The 18,316-nt window shown below is 61.2% G+C and carries 20 protein-coding genes; 3 read left to right on the top strand and 17 right to left on the bottom strand.

The window, feature by feature from the left end; all coding sequences use genetic code 11:
• Positions 1 to 190: 190 nt before the first annotated feature.
• Positions 191 to 2,080: an ATP-binding cassette domain-containing protein gene (locus AVAK2825_RS22550; protein ID WP_284402667.1), complete on the top strand. Its 1,890-nt coding sequence runs from the start codon at positions 191 to 193 to the stop codon at positions 2,078 to 2,080.
• 26 nt (positions 2,081 to 2,106) lie between these two features.
• Here AVAK2825_RS22550 and AVAK2825_RS22545 read toward each other — a convergent pair whose 3' ends face one another.
• From AVAK2825_RS22545 to AVAK2825_RS22515, 7 genes are all read right to left on the bottom strand, one after another.
• Positions 2,107 to 3,219 (bottom strand): protein-glutamate methylesterase/protein-glutamine glutaminase, encoded by a 1,113-nt coding sequence (locus tag AVAK2825_RS22545; protein WP_284402666.1) that lies wholly within the window; start codon positions 3,217 to 3,219, stop codon positions 2,107 to 2,109.
• 23 nt (positions 3,220 to 3,242) lie between these two features.
• The gene (gene cheD / locus AVAK2825_RS22540; protein ID WP_284402665.1) at positions 3,243 to 4,004 is read right to left on the bottom strand and encodes a chemoreceptor glutamine deamidase CheD; all 762 of its coding nucleotides are present in this window, start codon (positions 4,002 to 4,004) and stop codon (positions 3,243 to 3,245) included.
• 25 nt (positions 4,005 to 4,029) lie between these two features.
• The gene (locus AVAK2825_RS22535) at positions 4,030 to 4,920 is read right to left on the bottom strand and encodes a CheR family methyltransferase (RefSeq protein WP_272569819.1); all 891 of its coding nucleotides are present in this window, start codon (positions 4,918 to 4,920) and stop codon (positions 4,030 to 4,032) included.
• Positions 4,921 to 5,023: 103 nt separating this feature from the next.
• Positions 5,024 to 5,515 carry a chemotaxis protein CheW gene (locus AVAK2825_RS22530; protein WP_272550831.1) on the bottom strand — a complete coding sequence of 164 codons (492 nt, stop codon included), beginning with the start codon at positions 5,513 to 5,515 and terminating at the stop codon, positions 5,024 to 5,026.
• A gap of 31 nt (positions 5,516 to 5,546) precedes the next feature.
• On the bottom strand, positions 5,547 to 7,709 hold the full coding sequence (locus AVAK2825_RS22525) for a chemotaxis protein CheW (protein ID WP_284402664.1): 2,163 nt from the start codon (positions 7,707 to 7,709) through the stop codon (positions 5,547 to 5,549).
• Between the two features lie 39 nt (positions 7,710 to 7,748).
• On the bottom strand, positions 7,749 to 8,111 hold the full coding sequence (locus AVAK2825_RS22520; protein WP_092745705.1) for a response regulator: 363 nt from the start codon (positions 8,109 to 8,111) through the stop codon (positions 7,749 to 7,751).
• A gap of 52 nt (positions 8,112 to 8,163) precedes the next feature.
• The gene (locus tag AVAK2825_RS22515) at positions 8,164 to 8,610 is read right to left on the bottom strand and encodes a hypothetical protein (RefSeq protein ID WP_272565370.1); all 447 of its coding nucleotides are present in this window, start codon (positions 8,608 to 8,610) and stop codon (positions 8,164 to 8,166) included.
• 166 nt (positions 8,611 to 8,776) lie between these two features.
• Between AVAK2825_RS22515 and AVAK2825_RS22510 the strand changes: the two genes are divergently transcribed.
• Together AVAK2825_RS22510 and AVAK2825_RS22505 are read left to right on the top strand one after the other, a co-directional pair.
• Positions 8,777 to 9,898: a hybrid sensor histidine kinase/response regulator gene (locus AVAK2825_RS22510; protein ID WP_502870594.1), complete on the top strand. Its 1,122-nt coding sequence runs from the start codon at positions 8,777 to 8,779 to the stop codon at positions 9,896 to 9,898.
• Complete coding sequence (locus tag AVAK2825_RS22505) at positions 9,895 to 10,524, top strand: response regulator (RefSeq protein ID WP_272565372.1); 630 nt, start codon at positions 9,895 to 9,897, stop codon at positions 10,522 to 10,524. The genes AVAK2825_RS22510 and AVAK2825_RS22505 overlap by 4 nt, the downstream gene beginning before the upstream one ends.
• Positions 10,525 to 10,536: 12 nt before the next feature.
• Here the strand turns inward: AVAK2825_RS22505 and fliR are convergent, their stop codons facing one another.
• From fliR to fliI, 10 genes are all read right to left on the bottom strand, one after another.
• Positions 10,537 to 11,307, bottom strand: coding sequence for a flagellar biosynthetic protein FliR (gene fliR / locus AVAK2825_RS22500; RefSeq protein WP_272565373.1), 771 nt, complete (start codon positions 11,305 to 11,307; stop codon positions 10,537 to 10,539).
• Positions 11,304 to 11,573, bottom strand: coding sequence for a flagellar biosynthesis protein FliQ (fliQ, locus tag AVAK2825_RS22495; protein WP_272565375.1), 270 nt, complete (start codon positions 11,571 to 11,573; stop codon positions 11,304 to 11,306). Before fliQ ends, fliR begins: the two co-directional genes overlap by 4 nt.
• A 9-nt stretch (positions 11,574 to 11,582) precedes the next feature.
• Entirely contained in the window at positions 11,583 to 12,344 is a 762-nt protein-coding gene (gene fliP, locus AVAK2825_RS22490) for a flagellar type III secretion system pore protein FliP (protein WP_284402662.1), read from the bottom strand.
• Positions 12,337 to 12,696, bottom strand: coding sequence for a FliO/MopB family protein (locus tag AVAK2825_RS22485; RefSeq protein WP_272565378.1), 360 nt, complete (start codon positions 12,694 to 12,696; stop codon positions 12,337 to 12,339). The genes fliP and AVAK2825_RS22485 overlap by 8 nt, the downstream gene beginning before the upstream one ends.
• A gap of 13 nt (positions 12,697 to 12,709) precedes the next feature.
• A complete protein-coding gene (fliN, locus tag AVAK2825_RS22480) occupies positions 12,710 to 13,147 on the bottom strand; it encodes a flagellar motor switch protein FliN (protein ID WP_284402661.1) in 438 nt (145 codons plus the stop codon).
• Complete coding sequence (gene fliM, locus AVAK2825_RS22475; RefSeq protein ID WP_272565382.1) at positions 13,137 to 14,141, bottom strand: flagellar motor switch protein FliM; 1,005 nt, start codon at positions 14,139 to 14,141, stop codon at positions 13,137 to 13,139. Before fliM ends, fliN begins: the two co-directional genes overlap by 11 nt.
• An 18-nt stretch (positions 14,142 to 14,159) precedes the next feature.
• On the bottom strand, positions 14,160 to 14,741 hold the full coding sequence (locus AVAK2825_RS22470; RefSeq protein WP_284402660.1) for a flagellar basal body-associated FliL family protein: 582 nt from the start codon (positions 14,739 to 14,741) through the stop codon (positions 14,160 to 14,162).
• A gap of 257 nt (positions 14,742 to 14,998) precedes the next feature.
• Positions 14,999 to 16,402, bottom strand: a complete 1,404-nt coding sequence (fliK, locus tag AVAK2825_RS22465; protein ID WP_284402658.1) for a flagellar hook-length control protein FliK — start codon at positions 16,400 to 16,402, stop codon at positions 14,999 to 15,001.
• Between the two features lie 2 nt (positions 16,403 to 16,404).
• Complete coding sequence (locus AVAK2825_RS22460; protein ID WP_284402657.1) at positions 16,405 to 16,878, bottom strand: flagellar export protein FliJ; 474 nt, start codon at positions 16,876 to 16,878, stop codon at positions 16,405 to 16,407.
• Between the two features lie 21 nt (positions 16,879 to 16,899).
• Complete coding sequence (gene fliI, locus AVAK2825_RS22455) at positions 16,900 to 18,258, bottom strand: flagellar protein export ATPase FliI (RefSeq protein WP_284402669.1); 1,359 nt, start codon at positions 18,256 to 18,258, stop codon at positions 16,900 to 16,902.
• Between the last annotated feature and the right edge of the window lie 58 nt (positions 18,259 to 18,316).

The following is an 18,316-nucleotide window of genomic DNA, read 5'->3' as shown; positions in this document are numbered from 1 at the left end:
GGCCACAACTCAAAACCAACCTTTCTTGTCAGACTCTCCGAACAACTCAGTCATCCGTCTCACCTGCCAAGCCCGCAAGTATAGACCACTTTCCTCACCCCCGTAGGAGAAAGATGACAAAAAATTGCAATGTGTCTTGCCGCAGCCGCCTTGCGCCTCAGTCAGCGCTAAGCCGGATAATTCCTCGCATATGGCACTTCTCACCCTACTTAATGCTCAACTGGCTTTCGGTCATGTTGCACTGCTAGATCATGCTGGCTTTTCCCTGGAAGCCAGCGAACGCGTCGGATTGATCGGGCGTAACGGTGCTGGAAAGTCATCGTTACTGAAAATCTTGGGTAGTCTTGCCAAGCCCGATGATGGCTCCCTGCAAGTCCAACAGGGAATTCGAATTGCCTACGTTGCTCAGGAGCCGGTCCTAGAGATGGATGCAAGCGTTTTCTCCGCGGCCTCAGAAGGGCTGCGCGAAGTGGCAGAAATAAGAGATCTTTACCTATCTGGCGACCCGGGACTGGACCTCAATGCATTGCAGTCGCAGATCGAGGCATACGACGCTTGGAACTGGGAACAGCGGGTCGAAGAGACCCTGCAACGACTTCGGCTAGATCCCCACTCGATCGTAGGCACCCTGTCTGGCGGTACGAAAAAACGAGTCGCTCTTGCGCAAGCGTTGGTCGCAAGACCGGATGTTCTGCTGCTGGACGAACCAACCAATCACCTCGATCTGGATTCCATCGAATGGCTGGAAGATCTATTGATTGATTTCAAAGGCAGCGTCATCACGATCACCCACGATCGCTCATTCCTGGACAGAGTAGCCACGCGGATTGTGGAACTCGATCGAGGGCAACTCCGATCGTATCCGGGAAATTTCGCCCAGTACGTGTTTCAAAAGGGTGAGCAGCTTGCCCAGGAGGCCGTTGTGTCGGCCAAGGCCGACAAGTTGCTCGCTCAAGAGGAAATTTGGGTGCGCAAGGGTGTTGAAGCCCGAAGAACCCGCAGTCAAAGCCGCATCGGGCGCCTTGAGGCCCTGCGAACTGACCGCAGTGCTCGAAGAGATGTGCTGGGCAGCGTCAAGATGGATATTGCCTCGGGTGCCCAAAATGGCTATCAAGGCAAGATCGTTGCGGAGTTGTCTGACGTCAGCAAATCTTTCGGAGACAAAGTCATCGTCAAAGGTTTTTCTGGAACGATCCTCCGCGGCGACAAAGTGGGCTTGATCGGCCCCAATGGTGCGGGAAAAACCACTTTGCTCAAGCTCATCCTAGGTGAACTAGCTCAAGATGAGGGCACCGTTCGGCGAGGAAGCAATCTGCAGGTAGCGTACTTTGATCAGATGCGACATGCGATCAACCTCGACGCGACCCTTGAAGACTTCATCAGCCCTGGCAGCGAATGGATCGAGATTGGCAAGCAACGCAAGCATGTCAAAAGTTACCTCAGCGATTTCCTTTTTTCCCCTGCCAGGGCTCACTCACCAGTCCGCTCACTTTCAGGAGGGGAACGCAACCGACTGCTTCTGGCTCGCCTCTTCGCACGTCCTGCCAATGTGCTGGTGCTTGACGAGCCAACGAATGACTTAGATATCGACACGCTGGATCTTCTGGAGGAATTACTTCAGACGTATGACGGCACCGTATTCCTTGTGAGCCATGATCGGACCTTCCTTGACAATGTGGTGACCAGCACCATTGCGTATGAAGGAAACGGGCTCTGGCGGGAATACGAGGGCAGTGTTCAAGACTGGCTGACCCAGTCCCGGCGCAGTGGGCTGCTCAATCCCACGTCTTTGCCCCCCTCCAAAGCGGCAGTTGAGCGCAATGACACTGTGGACGTAGAGGAAAAGTCAGCACATCTTCCCAAGAAGAAGTTGAGCTACAAAGAGCAACGGGAGCTTGAACAGCTCCCAACTCAAATTGCCACACTAGAGACAGAGCAACAGTCAATCCAGTCAGCACTGGCTGACGGTTCCTTATATGCCAAAGATGGTGCACGTGCGGCCGCACTCCATGCAAGGGAGGGAGAGATCGAAAATCAACTGATGATTGCGCTGGAGCGCTGGACCGCTTTGTCGTCCTAACTCCCTGTCTTCTTACGCACCAATACCTAGATGCGATGGTGCAATCGATCGGTTGCACCACGCAGCTTGGCGATCAAAGCCGGTGCAATCTGCGTCAAAGGCAAAACCTCATCTGCAGCGCCATGTGCAATGGCCTCCCGGGGCATACCGAAAACGATGCAACTTGCCTCGTCCTGCACATAGTTGTAACTGCCAGCATCCTTCATCTCGCGCATCGCGGAGGCACCATCATTTCCCATGCCGGTCAACATGATGCCGAAAACGTTACGTCCCGCTACCCCCGCGGCCGACTTGAATAAGACCTCCACCGACGGCTTGTGCCGATTGACAGGAGGACCATCATCCACCACGGCCACATAGTTGGCTCCACTGCGTGCAATATGAAACTGCTTTCCTCCGGGCGCTATGTAGGCATGGCCAGGCAAGATGCGCTCTCCGTTGGCCGCTTCTTTCACTGTGATTTGGCACAACCCATTGAGCCTGGCGGCGAAGCTTGTGGTGAAACCTGGAGGCATGTGCTGTGTGATCACGATCGCGGGCGAGTCTGCAGGCATCTGCATCAGCACTTCGCGAATAGCCTCTGTTCCACCAGTGGATGCACCGATGCAAATCAGCTTTTCCGTCGACAAGCGGCCCAGCAATGTGGTCGTATGCGTCGGAGCATGTGCCCCCTCTACAGAACCAGTTGCTGGAGAGTGCGGACGGGTTGGGCTCTGCACCGGCGCTCTTCGGACCTGTGCGACAGCGGCCACCCGAATCTTCTCAACGATCTGGGTCGCCAATTCATTCAGACCACTGGAAAGGCCGACCCGGGGTTTGGCAACGAAGTCAACCGCTCCCAGTTCGAGTGCCTTCATCGTGACTTCAGCCCCCCTCTCCGTGAGCGTGGAAATCATCACCACGGGCATGGGCCGAAGGCGCATCAGGCGCCCAAGAAAATCAATCCCATCCATGCGCGGCATCTCGACGTCCAAGGTAATGACATCGGGGTTCATTTCGCGAATCATTTCGCGTGCAATCAAAGGATCGTTGGCGGTTCCAATGCACTCCATGTCCCGCTGGCGATTGATGATTTCGGCCAAAAGACTGCGCACCAACGCCGAATCATCCACAACGATCACCCGGATCTTCCTGCTCATTCCCTCATGTCCTTGTTCATTTCTCAAAAGAGGTCCACTGATCCGCCGGCAGTCGCTTTGGCAACCGTCGCAGCGTTGCCGCGAACTTCCTGCTCCACCAATGTCTCTGGATGCGCATGGGCGAGCCGCTTCACCATCGCTTTTCCTGTCACTGGAAAGAAAACGACTTTGCGTGGATAGATATCGAGCACGTCTTCCGAAACAATCGGGATACGCTCTGTCTGGAGATAGTTGAGCACAAAGTTGGTGTTGCGCTCACCCACATTCATCGTGGTGAAGTTATGCATCACCTGTGCCCCACCAAATATCTTGGCCTGCATGCTTTCCCGGCGAGCTCCAAGTTTCAGCATTTCGTTGATCAGCAACTCCATGGCATACGAGCCATAGCGGCCGGATACATCGGAGGAATCGCCATCGGGGAGCATGAAGTGATTCATACCACCGACCCGGCTACGGCTGTCCCACAGGCAAGCGGCAATGCATGAGCCGAGCACGGTCATGATCACCAGATTCTCATCCGAGACGAAATATTCCCCGGGAAGCACTTTGACCGCATTGTGCTGAAAATGATGATCAAAAAAGAAAAATGAGGCTTCTCCCGGCCGGCGCGTTTGCGCCTTGAGCTCCGGCAATGTTGATTGCTTTGCGGCAGAGGCTGGAGTGCCAGTGTAAATATCGGCACTGAGCGGCGCAATTCGCGGTGCACGACGCCGCTCTACCGTTCCACCATAGGCGGACGGCGGTGCGCCAGACGGAGGGGGAAAGCCAGGGCGGGTATTGGTCATGTGGGCTCTTGCAGAAGACTATCGGTCAACGGCGCTCATACACGGTCTTGCCGCGCAAAGTGAAAAGGTCACGGGACTCGCTGAAGTTTTCAGCATGCCCGACAAAAAGCATGCCGCCCGGTTTCAAGACACGATGGATGCGCTCCAGTACCTTGCGCTGGGTGGGGGCATCGAAATAGATCATGACATTGCGGCAAAACACGACGTCGAACGGCTCCCGAAAAGGCCAGTCGTCGCGGATGAGATTCACGCTCAGGAAATCGATGCTTCGGCGCAACTCAGGTTTGGCACGTGCAAACCCGGCATTCGACGCCTTGCCCCGCAAGAAGAATCGCTGAAGGCGCTCTGCACTTAACCCCTTCACACTGTCCAGCCGATACACCCCCTCCGCTGCCGTTGCCAACACGCGGGAGTCGATATCGCTGGCCGTCAACTTGAACGAACCGTTACTGCTCAACGACTCCATGGCCGTCATCACGATGGAATATGGTTCTTCCCCGGTGGATGCAGCGTTGCACCAAACACTCCACGGACCCGCAGGCCGTGTACGCAGGAGATTGGCCAGAATCTCAAAGTGGTGCTGTTCGCGGAAGAACGCTGTCAGGTTGGTCGTGAGCGCGTTCACGAACTCCTGCCACTCCGGGCCATCATGGGTTTCCAGCCAGCTCAGATATTCATGAAAGCTCGTATGCCCGGTATCGCGCAACCGCCGCGACAAACGGCTGTAGACCATTGCATGTTTGCCGTCGTGCAAACTGATACCAGCCCGCTGATAAATGAGCGCCTGGACACGTGAAAAATCTGCGTTGGTCCAGACGAATTCTCGCCCTTGGGCCAAGGGGCCCGATGAAGGCGAAACCGCTGGTGATTCCGCCACGCCTCGTGCAGGAGGGAGAGGACTGGAGGTCTGGCGCATGTTGCTTTTCACTTCGAGAGGTCGATGGTTCACAGGCCAGCGGTTACGGATACAGCCACGTCGATTGATCTTTAAGCCGTTGCGTGGCGGCGAAGTGTCGGCCTCATTCGTTGGCAGACACCAAACCCATGTCCATACTGGCCATGAGCTTCTCGATATCCAACAGAATGAGCATGCGCTCACCCACCGAGCCCAAGCCGACGATGCAGTTGGTGTCGATGGTGCTCTCCACCTCCGGGGCAACGCGGATCTGGTCCGAGTTCAGTTCCATGACGTCGCTCACCGAGTCCACCACGATCCCGACAACCCGGTTTCGCAGATTCAGGATGATGACCACCGTGAAGCTGTTGTATTCCGCTTTGGAACAACTGAATTTCAGCCGCATGTCAACGATGGGAACAATGGTGCCGCGCAGATTCGTCACGCCCTTGATGAAGTCTGGTGCATTGGCGATGCGTGTCGGCGGCTCATAGCCGCGGATCTCCTGCACCTTCAGGATGTCGATCCCATACTCCTCTTGATCCAGCCGGAAAGTCAAATACTCCCGGGCGCCAGAGACAGTCGCTTCATTGGTTTTTTCCATCACTCCAGCCATAGGGCTCTCCTTATATCAACGGGTCGCGGGCTCAGTGGCGAGCGCGCCGCACCAAAGCACCTGTGTCCAGGATGAGTGCCACAGTTCCGTCCCCGAGAATGGTGGCGCCGGACACATTGGGCACTTTGCGATAGTTGGTTTCCAGGTTTTTCACGACGACTTGGTGTTGGCCGAGCAACTCATCCACCAACAATGCGACCCGGCTACCGTCCGCCTCAACCACCACCATGATGTTGCTGGACTTGCTTTGATCCAGGCGAGGGACCTGGAATGTTTTCTCCAGGGCGATGACCGGCATATATTCATCCCGCACCTTGACCAGTTGAGATCCTTGCGCGACCGTATTGACATCATCGGGATTGACCTGGAACGACTCCACGACAGAAGACAGCGGAAGGATGTAGACCTCTTCCCCCACTCCCACCGACATGCCATCCATGATCGCCAGCGTCAGCGGCAACCGCACGGACACGCGCATGCCATACCCTTCGGCAGAATCGATTTCCACCGACCCGTTGAGTGCAGCGATATTCCGTTTCACCACATCCATGCCGACCCCACGCCCGGAGACATCGGTCACTTCATCGGCCGTGGAGAAGCCTGGCGCGAAAATCAGGCCCCACACATCTGCGTCGCTCATCTGATCGGAGACATCCAGCCCACGCTCCCTGGCTTTTCGCATGATTTTTTCGCGCGAGAGTCCTCGACCATCGTCACGCACTTCAATCACGATGGAGCCGCCTTGATGCGAGGCGGACAACGTGATCGTTCCATGCTCGGACTTCCCTGCAGCAAGCCGGTCAGCAGGCATTTCAATGCCATGGTCGCAGCTGTTCCGAACCAAATGCGTCAATGGGTCGGTGATTTTTTCGACCAAGCTCTTGTCCAGTTCGGTGGCTTCACCCAAGGTGACCATCTCGACTTTCTTGCCCAGCTTGTTGGCCAAGTCTCTGAGCATCCGCGGAAAGCGGCTGAACACGATCGACATGGGAATCATGCGGATCGACATCACGGACTCTTGTAAATCCCGTGTGTTGCGATCCAGATCGGCCAACCCCGCGAGCAACTGCTGATAGGCCCCCGCGTCGAGGCCGCGGCTGTTCTGCGCCAACATGGCCTGGGTGATCACCAATTCGCCGACCAGATTGATCAACTGGTCAACCTTGTTCACTGCCACACGAATGGTGGTGGACTCCATCTGTGCTTGGCTGACCGCCTTGGGCTCCGCAGCGCGGGCTGCGGCTGCAGGCTGCTTGGCAGACGGGGCATCTGACACATTTGCAACGGCCACCTCCGTCCGATCGCTAGGCATACCCGGGGATCCATTGAAGAATCCATAGGGTGCTTCCGTGGACACCTCGCCCGCTTGCAGCAGGGCTGCTTCCGGATCAGCTTCCACACTGGCCGAACCGTCTTCTGCACCGATCCTGACCTGGTCTTTCGACACATGGAAGGCGAACAGATCCAGCAGGTCATCGTTGGTGGAAGTGGTCTCGACCGCGAACAGCCGGACACCATGCTCGTCAGAAGGGACGTCGCGAATGGAACCGAGGCCGGGAATATCGCGGAACAATTCCTTGATGGCGTCAGCCTGTTCCAAACGCTCCAGCGGACCGATGCGGATCTCGAGGGAGCGCGCGCTACCCGGTGCAGCTGCCGCGGCGGGAATGGATGGGGCAGGCGTGACCGGAGCTGGCGCAGGCACAGGAGCCGGCGCTGGCGGCGGTGGGGGGGGCGGCGCCACGGCCGCCACAGGTTCGGCAGGGACATTGCCGGCAGCCAATTCACTGATTCGGCGAACCAGTTCCGCCGTGGATACGGCTTCGCCCTGGCCTCCCGCCTGGTGCCTAGCGAGCAGGCTGCGGGACGCATCGGCAGACTCCAGCAGCACATCCACCATTTGGGGAATGGGCTGCAGTTCATGGCGCCGCAAGCGGTCCAGCAGCGATTCCATTTGATGAGTCAACTCTGCAACATCGGAGAATCCGAAGGTTGCAGCCCCTCCCTTGATGGAATGCGCGCAACGGAAAATACCGTTCAATTCTTCGTCATTGGCCGCACTCAGATCCAGGTCCAGGAGCATGTGCTCCATCTGGTCCAGGTTCTCGCCCGCCTCTTCGAAGAAGATCTGATAAAACTGACTGAGATCGAAGTCCGCGCCACCGCCCGCGCCTTCTTGATAGGTATCCGCCATTAGGGGCTCCAGTACTTAGGTTATCTGCACGCGATGGCGTTAGCGAATGACTTTTTGAATCACTTCGATCAAGCGGTTCGGATCGAAAGGCTTCACGAGCCAGCCCGTGGCGCCCGCGGAACGTCCCGCCTGCTTCATCTGGTCGCTCGACTCGGTCGTGAGGATCAGAATGGGAATGGTCTTGAACCGGGGGTGCTCACGCAGCTTGCGGGTCAGGCCGATTCCGTCGAGTCTTGGCATGTTCTGGTCGGCCAACACCAGATGGATATCGTGGGTTTCGGCCTTTTCGAGCGCGTCTTGCCCATCTACCGCCTCCACCACGTGGTACCCCGCCCCGGTCAGGGTGAAGGACACCATCTTTCGCATGGACGGTGAATCATCAACGGCAAGAATCGATTGCATGTAGGGCTCCACTCACTTGAAATATATAAGGTAACCAGTTACGGGCGCGGGCTCAGAACAGGTCGATTGATCCTGCATCCATTTCGCTCTGCGTGACAGGATTGGGACGGTCGGGGGCCATTTCAGCGAAGGGCGCGGCTTCTTCGCCCTCTTCGGTACCCATGGCTTCGGAGGCAAGGCGAAAAGCGCATCCTTGGAGCACCTTCGTGGTGTGCCAGATCAGTTGGGAGGCCATGTCCTGGAATTGCAGTTCAGTGACGGCACTGCGCAGTGCCGTCCGCAGCGCGGCGAGTTCCGCCGAATCGCCGACCACATCGTCGGTCAACGCACCGTTGGCTTCGCCGAAGCGTGCCAGCAGATTGTCGGTCGCGTGGCTGAGCAGGCCTTCCAGTCGGTGCAGATCATGCATGACGACCAACAAGGAGTCTTGCAATTCTGCAGCAACCATGACTGGCACTTGAACCCCTGGGCCGCCAGGGCTAGTTAGCGTAGATTGCATCGTTTCTCCAGAACTGCAAGCGGCTGCAGGGCAAACAAATTCCAATTCGGCAAGACGCTGGTGGCGGAATCCACTGGCAAAGACGTCCCATGCAAACCATTCTCTCGGCTTTCCTCGATCACCGCCGCACGGGACAAACACCCTTGTTTGTTCCAATATGTATCCTATGATAGCGTTCCCCATGCCATCAGGAGTAACGGATCGACCCTTGCGCATCCTGCATTTAGAAGATTCTGTAGCGGATCATGAGTTGGCTTGCATTACGTTGCGCCGCGCCAACGTGGTGTATGAAATCCACCACGTGGACACACTGACATCGTTCATGGAGCGACTCGATGCAGAGCCTTTCGATCTGATCCTTGCGGACTACCGCCTGCCCGGCTTCACTGCGCTGGACGCTTGGAGTGTGGTGGCGCAGCGGGAGCCCCATCCGCCCTTCGTCTTGCTTTCCGGTGCCATCGGCGAGGCGGCAGCGGTGGATGCGATGCGGCTGGGCATTGCGGACTACCTTCTCAAAGACGACATGGCGAGGCTGCCGCACGTCATTGACCGCGCCATCGAAGTGCACGAGGCTCGGCGCGCGAGGGAGAAAGCCACGGCCGATCTGGCTGCTTCCGAACGGCGACTGGCAGAACTCACCGAGCATTTGCAAAGCTCGATCGAAAAAGAACGGGCCGCCATTGCCCGCGAGATCCACGATGACATTGGCGGTGCATTGAGTGCCGTGCGTTTCGATGTGGGCTGGATCAGCCGGCATGCCAAGGACGACGGGATGCAGGCCCACGCGGCGGCCGCCACCGAGATGCTGCAGCACGCCATCGAGGCGAGTCAGCGCATCATGATGAATCTGCGCCCCCCCATCCTGGACCAGGGTCTGGTGGCCGCCGTGCAATGGCTGGCGGAAAGTTTCGAGCGGCGCACCGGCATTCCCACCCGGGTGCACACGAGCAAGGACACAATCCACGTGGACGCAGCCATTCAGCTGGTGGCATACCGCACGGCGCAGGAAGCCCTGACCAATGTCTTCAAATATGCCGAAGCACGACAGGTCGGCGTCGACCTGTCGGACAGCGAAGGGGTACTGACACTGGAGGTCACCGACGACGGACGGGGCATGGAGCCTGCCATGCGCGAGAAACCCAAATCATTCGGTCTCAAAGGCCTTCAAGAGCGAGCGCGCACTGTGGGAGGATGGCTCGATATCAGCAGCCATCCCGGCCGAGGAACCGCCGTCATCCTGTCAGTGCCGCTGACACCCCAAAACATTTCAGAGGAGGAGGCACCATGATCCAGGTCGTGCTGTGTGATGACCATGCGGTCCTGCGAAGGGGCATCCGTGACACGCTCTCGGAGGCACCGGACATTCAGGTGACGGGCGAGGCCGGTGGCTACTCCGAGCTGAGGGAGGTATTGCGCACCGCGCCTTGCGACGTACTACTGCTCGATCTCAACATGCCCGGCCGCAGCGGCCTGGAAGTGCTCGCCAGCCTTCGCGAGACGGACTCCGCCGTCAAGGTACTGGTCGTATCGATGTATCCCGAGGATCAATATGCGCTGCGGTGCCTGCGCGCGGGCGCACAGGGCTATGCCAACAAAGCAGGCGATCCGGTGGAGTTGATCGAAGCAGTGCGCACCGTGATGAAAGGCCGCAAGTACCTCACTCCAGAGGTGGCGCAGATGCTGGCGGACAGCCTGGCTCAGCCGAGTCCCGAATTGCCCCACGAGGCGTTGTCGGAGAGGGAACTGCAAACCCTGGTGAAGATTGCGTCCGGCAAACGCCTGTCAGACATCGCGGAAGAACTGATGCTGAGCCCCAAGACGGTCAGCGTCTACCGGTCCCGCGTGTTGGAAAAACTCAAGCTCACCAACAACGCGGAACTCACGGTGTACGCCATTCGCAACCAGTTGGTCTGAAAGCTAGGCCGTCTAACGCTGTGAAGCGAAAAGATCGATGGATTGCTGCATCAACGCCATGACGGGCTGCTCGAGCATGGGCAGGGTCGCCGCGATGCCAAGAAGGCCCACGGTCAGCGTCACGGGAAAACCCACCGCATAGATGTTCATCTGCGGCGCAACGCGCGAGATGATGCCCATAGCCATGTTCACGAACAGCAACAGGGCAATCATGGGCAAGGCGATCCATAGGGCGCTGGAAAAGAGCGAAGCGCCCAGATCATGCAGTCGCAACTGGCCCAGGGCCTGCATGAAATGGCCATTCACAGGAAAGCTGTCGAAGCTTTTCACCACCGCCATCAGCACCATCAGGTGGCCATTGATGACCACGAAGAGCAGCATGGCCATGTGCCCGAAAAACCGGGCAACGGCACTCACCTGCGTGTTGCTGGAGGGATCGAAGAACGATGCGAAGTTCAGCCCCATCTGCAGGCCGATCACCTCGCCCGCCAGTTCCACCGCTGTGAACACCAAGCGCACCGCAAAGCCAATGGCGGCCCCCACGGCCAGTTGCTGGGCCACGGCACCCAGTGCCTCGCGCCCGTTGATGTTGATGATGGGCTGATCCGGCAGGGCGGCCTGCGCGCAAACCGAAATGAGGAAGGCCAAGCCGATCTTGGCCCGCATCGGGATCACGCGCATGGAGAACACCGGCGCCACCATGAACATGGCCAGGATGCGCAGGAAAGGCCAGAGGATCGGTGACAACCAAGCCACCAGTTGGGCCTCTGAAAACGTGATCACGACACGACCGACGGGATGGACTCGATGGTTCTGCGGATGAAGTCCACGAGCGAAGTGATCATCCAGGGGCCGGCAATGGCGAACACCACCATGGCGGCAATCAGCTTGGGCACGAAGGCGAGCGTGGCCTCATTGATCTGCGTGACTGCCTGAAAGATGCTGACGAGCAGCCCCACCACCATGACCACGCCCAGCACCGGCATCGAAATCATCAGCAGCAAAGTCAGGGCGTCTCGCCCCATCGTCAAAACCATTTGCGAGGTCATGCGCGCTCCTCAGGTGGCGAAACTGGCGGCCAGGGAGCCGATCAGCAGATTCCAGCCGTCCGCCAGCACGAACAGCATGAGCTTGAACGGCAATGCGACCAGCACCGGCGACAGCATCATCATGCCCAGGGACATCAGGATGCTGGAAACCACCATGTCGATGACCAGGAACGGAATGAAGATCATGAACCCGATCTGGAACGCGGATTTGAGCTCGCTGGTCACGAATGCCGGCACCAGCACGCGCAGGGGCGCGGTTTCCGCCGTGGCCCCTGCATCGAGCTTGGCCAGGCGGGCAAACAGGGCGAAGTCGGACTGGCGCGTCTGCTTGAGCATGAAGCCGCGCATGGGGGCCTCCGCCCTCTCCAGCGCCTGCTCGAACGTGATGGTGTTCGCGGTGTAAGGCACGTAGGCGTCCTGGTACACGCGATCGAAGGTGGGCCCCATCACGAAGAACGTGAGAAACAGCGACAGCCCCACGATCACCTGATTCGGCGGTGCCGACTGGGTGCCGATGGCTTGGCGCAGCAGTGACAGCACGATCACGATGCGGGTGAAGCCCGTCATCATGAGCAGCACTGCCGGCAAAAATGACAGGGCCGTGAAGAACAGCAGCGTCTGAATGGGCACCGAAAAGCTCGTGCCCGCGTTGCCGGAACCGACCAGCACGGGCAACGAACCCGGTGCCGCTTGTGCAAGTGCCGCCGGAGCGAAAACCGTGGCGGCAACCGCCAAAGCCCACCCGCTCCAGGCGCGCCGGCGATCAGCCATGGGGCGCCTCTTGCCCCCGCAACCTGGCTGCGGCCACCTCATCGGCAAAGGACGGCGCAGGAATCGCGCCCCGGGGCGCTCCGGCAGACACGGAAGGGTCGATCACATGCAGGCAACGGATCTGCTGCGCCGTGACCCCCAGGACCAGCCAGGTCCGCTGGTGCTCCGGCCCCACTTCCACCGTGATCACGCGTTGCTGTGGCCCGATGCCCACGGTAGAGACCACCTTGGACGCGGCGCTCGCCGCCGCTCCCGGCCCGCCGCCCTGGCGTTGCTGCATGCGCCGGATCCACCAAGGCAGCGTGGCAATGGCCGCCACGAAGAGCACGACGATGACCAGCGTCTGCGTCATGTTGCCGCCCGCGCTATCCACGGCTGACCCTTCGCAGGCGTTCCGAAGGCGTGACCACATCGGTCAGGCGGATACCGAACTTGTCGTTCACCACCACCACCTCGCCCTGGGCAATGAGATAGCCATTGACCAGCACGTCCATGGGCTCGCCAGCCAACGCGTCCAGTTCGACCACCGAGCCTTGTGCCAGTTGGAGGATGTACTTGATCGGCACCTTGGTCCGGCCCAGCTCCACCGACAGCTGCACCGGAATGTCCAGCACCATGTTGATGTCGTTGACCGGAGAGTCCGAGTTGGCCGAGAAAGGCCGCACCGGGTCGCCAGCCAGGGGGCCACCCTGGTCCGCAGCAGGCTCGTCCGTGCGCTTTTGCTCTTCCAGCGCCTCGGCCCAGCCAGCAAACGGATCGTCCGCGCCAGCGTCCTTGTTGTCGTTGTCGCCTTCAGTTGACATTCTTTTCTCCCAGCCAGCTCAGATCGGAATTGCGCAGGCATTCCTCGATCCGGATGGCGTATTTCGCGTTGTGCGTGCCGTACTGGCACTCAAAAATGGGCACGCCTCCGATGGAGGCACGGATGCGGGGTTCACGGTCGAGTTCGATGAAATCGCCGGGCTTCATGGCCAGCAACTGCTCCACCGTGGCATCGGCCTTGGCCAGTTCCGCCACCAGCGTCACCTCGGCAGCCTGGATTTCCCGCGTGAGCACGCGCACCCACCGGCGGTCCACTTCGATGGAGTCGCCCTGCGTGGACGAATACAGCACATCGCGGATGGGCTCCAGCGTGGCATAGGGCATGCAGATATGAATCGCGCCGGACAGATCCCCGATTTCCAGTTGGAAAGCGGTGGAGACCACGATTTCGCTGGGGGTCGCGATGTTCGCGAACTGGGGCTGCATTTCCGAACGTTGGTACTCCAGCTCGAGCGGATAGATGCCGTGCCATGCCTTCTTGTATTCGGCGCAGATCACATCGACCAGGCGGTTGATGACCCGCTGCTCGGTCGGGGAAAAATCCCGCCCTTCGATGCGGGTCTGGAACTTGCCGACGCCGCCATACAGCGTGTCGATGATGCCGAACACCAGGGACGGCTCGCACACGATCAGCCCGCTGCCACGCAGCGGACGGATGGCAACGATGTTGAAGTTGGTCGGCACCGCCAGCTCGCGCAGGAAAGCGCTGTAACGCTGCACCGACACCGTGCCCACCGAGATTTCCGGGCTGCGCCGGATGAAATTGAACAGGCCGATGCGGAAGTTGCGCGCGAACCGCTCGTTGACGATTTCCATCGTCGGCATCCGGCCGCGCACGATGCGCTCCTGGCTGGAGATGTCGTAATTGCGGACCGCTCCGGTCTCGGCCACTTCCTCGACCGACTTCTGGCTCTCACCCGTGACACCCTCCAAAAGGGCGTCGACCTCTTCCTGCGACAGAAATGAATCACTCATGGCAGTCTCCTGTCGCCGTCACTGGATGATGAAACTGGAGAAAAGGACTTGTCGCACAGGATTCGTATCGGCAGCAGACTTCGCACGCGGTGCCTCTTCTTCGTCCTCCACCTCCTGGCTGGCGGGGCGCTTGCGGGGCTTGGGCACCGTGTATCCCAAGGGCTTGGAGACTTCGCGCCGGATGTCGGTCGCCAGTTTTTCCTTGCCTTCGCGGCCCAGCAGCTCCTCGGAGGTGCGCTGGGACACCAGCATCAGGATGGCGCTGCGGATGCTCGGCAGGTACAGCTTGACCTGCTCCGCCGTTTTCGCATCGGCCAGTTCCAGCGTGAGACCGATCTGGGCGAACCGCTCTCCACCGGTATCGGCCAGGTTCACGACCATGTTGTCGATGGGCAGGAAGGTGGGCGCCACCTTGGGCGCTGCCGGGGCATGGGGGCGGGCCTCTGCGCCCTCCTCGTCTTCGGCATGGCTGCGGCTGCTCATGATGAACCAGGCCGCGCCTGCACCAGCGATGACCAGCAGGGCAACGACCACACCGATGATGAGCATCTTCTTGCTCTTGGCCTTGGGCGGCGCTGCGGCGGCAGGATTGGCAGACACGTTGGGATTCCTTGCGCAACAAATTCAGGACAGGGCGGCACAGCGAGGGCCGCACAGGCGGCACACCTCACTCGATGTCCCCATTATTGGGCGTCCCGGCTTTCGATAATAGCCAGAATAAAAGCCCAAAACCATGGCTTTCAGCCTCCTAGGGCTGCGCGCCGTCCAGAACCGATGCGGGATGTCGGCCCACCCGGGCCTGCCGCCTCCGGCCCTTCTTCGGCCCGGTGCGCCAGGATGCCCAGGCCGGCTTGCGTTCAGGCAAAGACGTCCAGCGCGCGGGCGGAACCCGAAGGGCTCTTCACGGCCAAGCCCGCTCCCGAGCCCACGCCGGCGGCAGCCTGCACCTGGGCATGCCGTGCCGGTCCGTCGCGGTCCGAAGCCGGGCGACGGCCATCACTGCCCGAAGCCCCGGCCCCGTTGCTGCCCGACTGCCCCACGGTGACACCGGACAACTCCAGCCCCTCGCTGCGCAACAGATCCCGCAGTTGCGCCGCGCTGGAGTCCAGCCATTCGCGAGTGTTGGCTTGGTCGCTGCGGAACGTGACATGCGCCTCGTTGCCCGACAGCGACACCATGACCTCCACTGGCTGGCCTTCCCGATCGATGGTGAGTTCGGCGTTCTGCGTTTTCTGGTGCACCCAGTACGCGACCTGCTCGGCGATCTGGTCCTCCACGCCCACCTGGGAGGGGTCGGCCAGCACCCCTGTGCCATCGGTCGCCACCGGTGCGTCGCTCAGGGAAAAGCCCATTCCGGACTCGGCCGCAGGCCCGCCACCCCGTGAGGATGGACCATCGGAGGCCCCTGACCCCGCGCCACGCTCCGACGAGCGCAAGGCCACCGCTTCAGCCAGTGCGCCAGCGACCGGTGCAGCCGCACCCAAGGCATCCTGCGGTGACCGCGCCAATGCCGACACCCCGACGGCGCCCGCTCCATCGCGCCGATCCGGTGCCATGGCGGCGACCGCTGCGGTCAATGCACCAGACATCTCTGCCGAAGCCGGCTTCTTGTCTTCCTTGCCCAGCGCATTGCGCAGGGCCGCAGCGCCCGTGCCCGCCGTGGACGGATCCACGCCCAAGCCAGCAGCGGAGGAGCCCGCCGCCGCAGAGAGACGTGCCTGCAGGCCTTTGTAAGGGGTGGTGCCAGGGGCCACCGGAGCAGCCGCAGCCGTATCGGACAGATCCGTTGCGCGGTCCATCCAGGCCGTTTGACCGACCAGGCTGCCAGAGTCCATCAGGCCGCTGAACCCATTGGCCCAAGCGCCGGTGCCGGCGTTGTCGCCCAGCACCCGGCCCAGCGGTTGGCCCAGCACCCCCTGCTGCGCACTGCCCTGCGCCGGGAGCTGCCCCTGGCCCTGGATGGGCACCTGGGTGGACAGCTGACCGCTTTGCAGCGCCGCCAGCGCGGCAGGGTCCAACGGCAGTGCACCGGCCTCGCCGGCCTGCAGCCAGGGGGCCTGGGCCGCGCCGGAATCGGCCTGCATGATGTCTGCGGTGCCGTCCCCGAGTGCGGTGGTGTCCATGGCGGCCAGCAGCAGAGAGAAGCCGCCCTGCCCCGCACCCTGCTGCGTGGCATCCTGCGCCGCGCCGGCTTTGCCGGCGGCGCGCGCGCCGCGCGTTTCGTGGGTCGTGTGCGAGCTGTTGATGCGTGTCGGTTCCATGTTCACCACTCCTGCGGCCCCTGCTGGCCCTGGGTTGCATTTTCCTTGCCGAATTGCAGCGCAGCGCGCTCATCGGTTTGCTTCTGATCGCGGCGCGCCTGGAGCTTGTCCATCTCGATCCGCCGTTTCTCGACCACTTTCTTCAGTGCCGCCAGCCGCAACTCGGCCGCCAGCACGGCACGGGTGGCATGCTCCACGCGCCCGGCCTGATCGCCCACCACCCCGGTCTGCAGGCCGACCGCATGGGCGAGCCGGTCCATGAACTGGTAGTGGTGGTACATGACTTCGGGCTTGACGGTGGTGTCGGCCTGCGCCCCCCAGCGTCCCTGGGTTTCCAGCGCGTAGCCTTCCAGTTGCTGCAGTTGCGCTTGTGACGCCTGGCGCGCGCGCTGCGCGTCCTGCAGCACCTGCCGCGCCTCGTCGCGCTTGCGCTCGGCCATTTCGACGGCCACCAGAAAAGCATTCAGCGAAGACATGGTCGGTTCACCCCTGGCCCATCAATGGTTGAGCACCGCGCCCATGAAGCCCAGGCTTTCGCCCATGGGCGCCGCTTCGAACATGTTCTGCTGCAAAAAGTCCGCCATGGCGGGCTGCAGCCGGATGGCTTCGTCCAGCGCCGGGTCGGAGCCGCTCATGTAGGCGCCCACCTGGATCAGGTCACGGCTCTTCTGGTAGCGCGAATACACCGCGCGGAACCGCCGGGCCAGTTCGAAATGCTCCCGCGACACCACGTTGTGCATCACGCGCGAGGCCGACTGCTCGATGTCGATGGCCGGGAAATGCCCCGTTTCCGCCAGCGCGCGGGACAGCACGATGTGCCCGTCCAAGATGGCGCGCGCCGCATCGGCGATCGGGTCCTGCTGGTCATCGCCTTCGGACAGCACTGTGTAGAAGGCCGTGATGGAGCCCACCCCGTGCAATCCGTTGCCGCTGCGCTCCACCAGCGCCGGCAGCTTGGCAAAGCAGCTGGGCGGGTACCCCTTGGTGGCGGGCGGCTCGCCGATGGCCAGCGCGATCTCGCGCTGCGCCATGGCATAGCGGGTGAGCGAATCCATGAGCAGCAGCACGTGCTTGCCCTTGTCGCGAAAGTGCTCCGCAATCGCTGTGGCGTACGCGGCGCCCTGCATGCGCAGCAGCGGCGGCGCATCGGCCGGCGCCGCCACCACGACGGCGCGGCCCCGGTCTTCCTCGCCGAGGATGTCTTCCACGAATTCCTTGACCTCGCGGCCACGTTCGCCGATCAGGCCGACGACGATCACATCGGCCTGCGTGTAGCGGGCCATCATTCCCAGCAGCACGCTCTTGCCCACGCCGGAGCCGGCGAACAGCCCCAGGCGCTGGCCGCGCCCCACGGTGAGCAGGGCGTTGATGGCACGCACGCCCGTGTCCAGGGTCTCGCGCACGGGATCGCGGTCCATGGCGTTGATCTGGCGCCGGTCCATGGGCTCGGAGTTCACGTTGACCACGGCACCGCCATGGTCCAGCGGAATGCCCTGGGAATCGATCACGCGCCCCAGCAGCCCGTCGCCCATCGGCAACCGGAGCACGCCAGCGGCCGGCGATGGCCGGGCGTCCTCGCCCAGCCTCGGCTGGGGCACGTACGCCGCCGCAGGCACCACGCTGGCGCCGCTGGACAGCCCGTGGATGTCACCCGCCGGCATCAGGAAAGCGCGGTCGGCCGAGAACCCGACGACCTCCGCCAGCACGGGCTCGTGGCCGGGCATCTGCACCATGCACTGCGACCCCACGGGCACGCGGATGCCCACGGCCTCCAGCACCAGCCCCGTCAATCGGGTGAGCGTGCCGCGGGTTTCCAGTGGGGCGCCCTGTGCCACACGGGCCCGCGCATCCGCCATGAAACGGCCCCAGGCCGTGTCCGCCGGGCTCTGGACATCGGCCTCGGCGGGTGCATCC

This window comes from Acidovorax sp. SUPP2825, from assembly GCF_030158995.1.
In the GTDB taxonomy this organism is placed as follows: Bacteria; Pseudomonadota; Gammaproteobacteria; order Burkholderiales; family Burkholderiaceae_C; genus Paracidovorax.
This window is presented reverse-complemented; position numbering and strand designations above follow the sequence as displayed.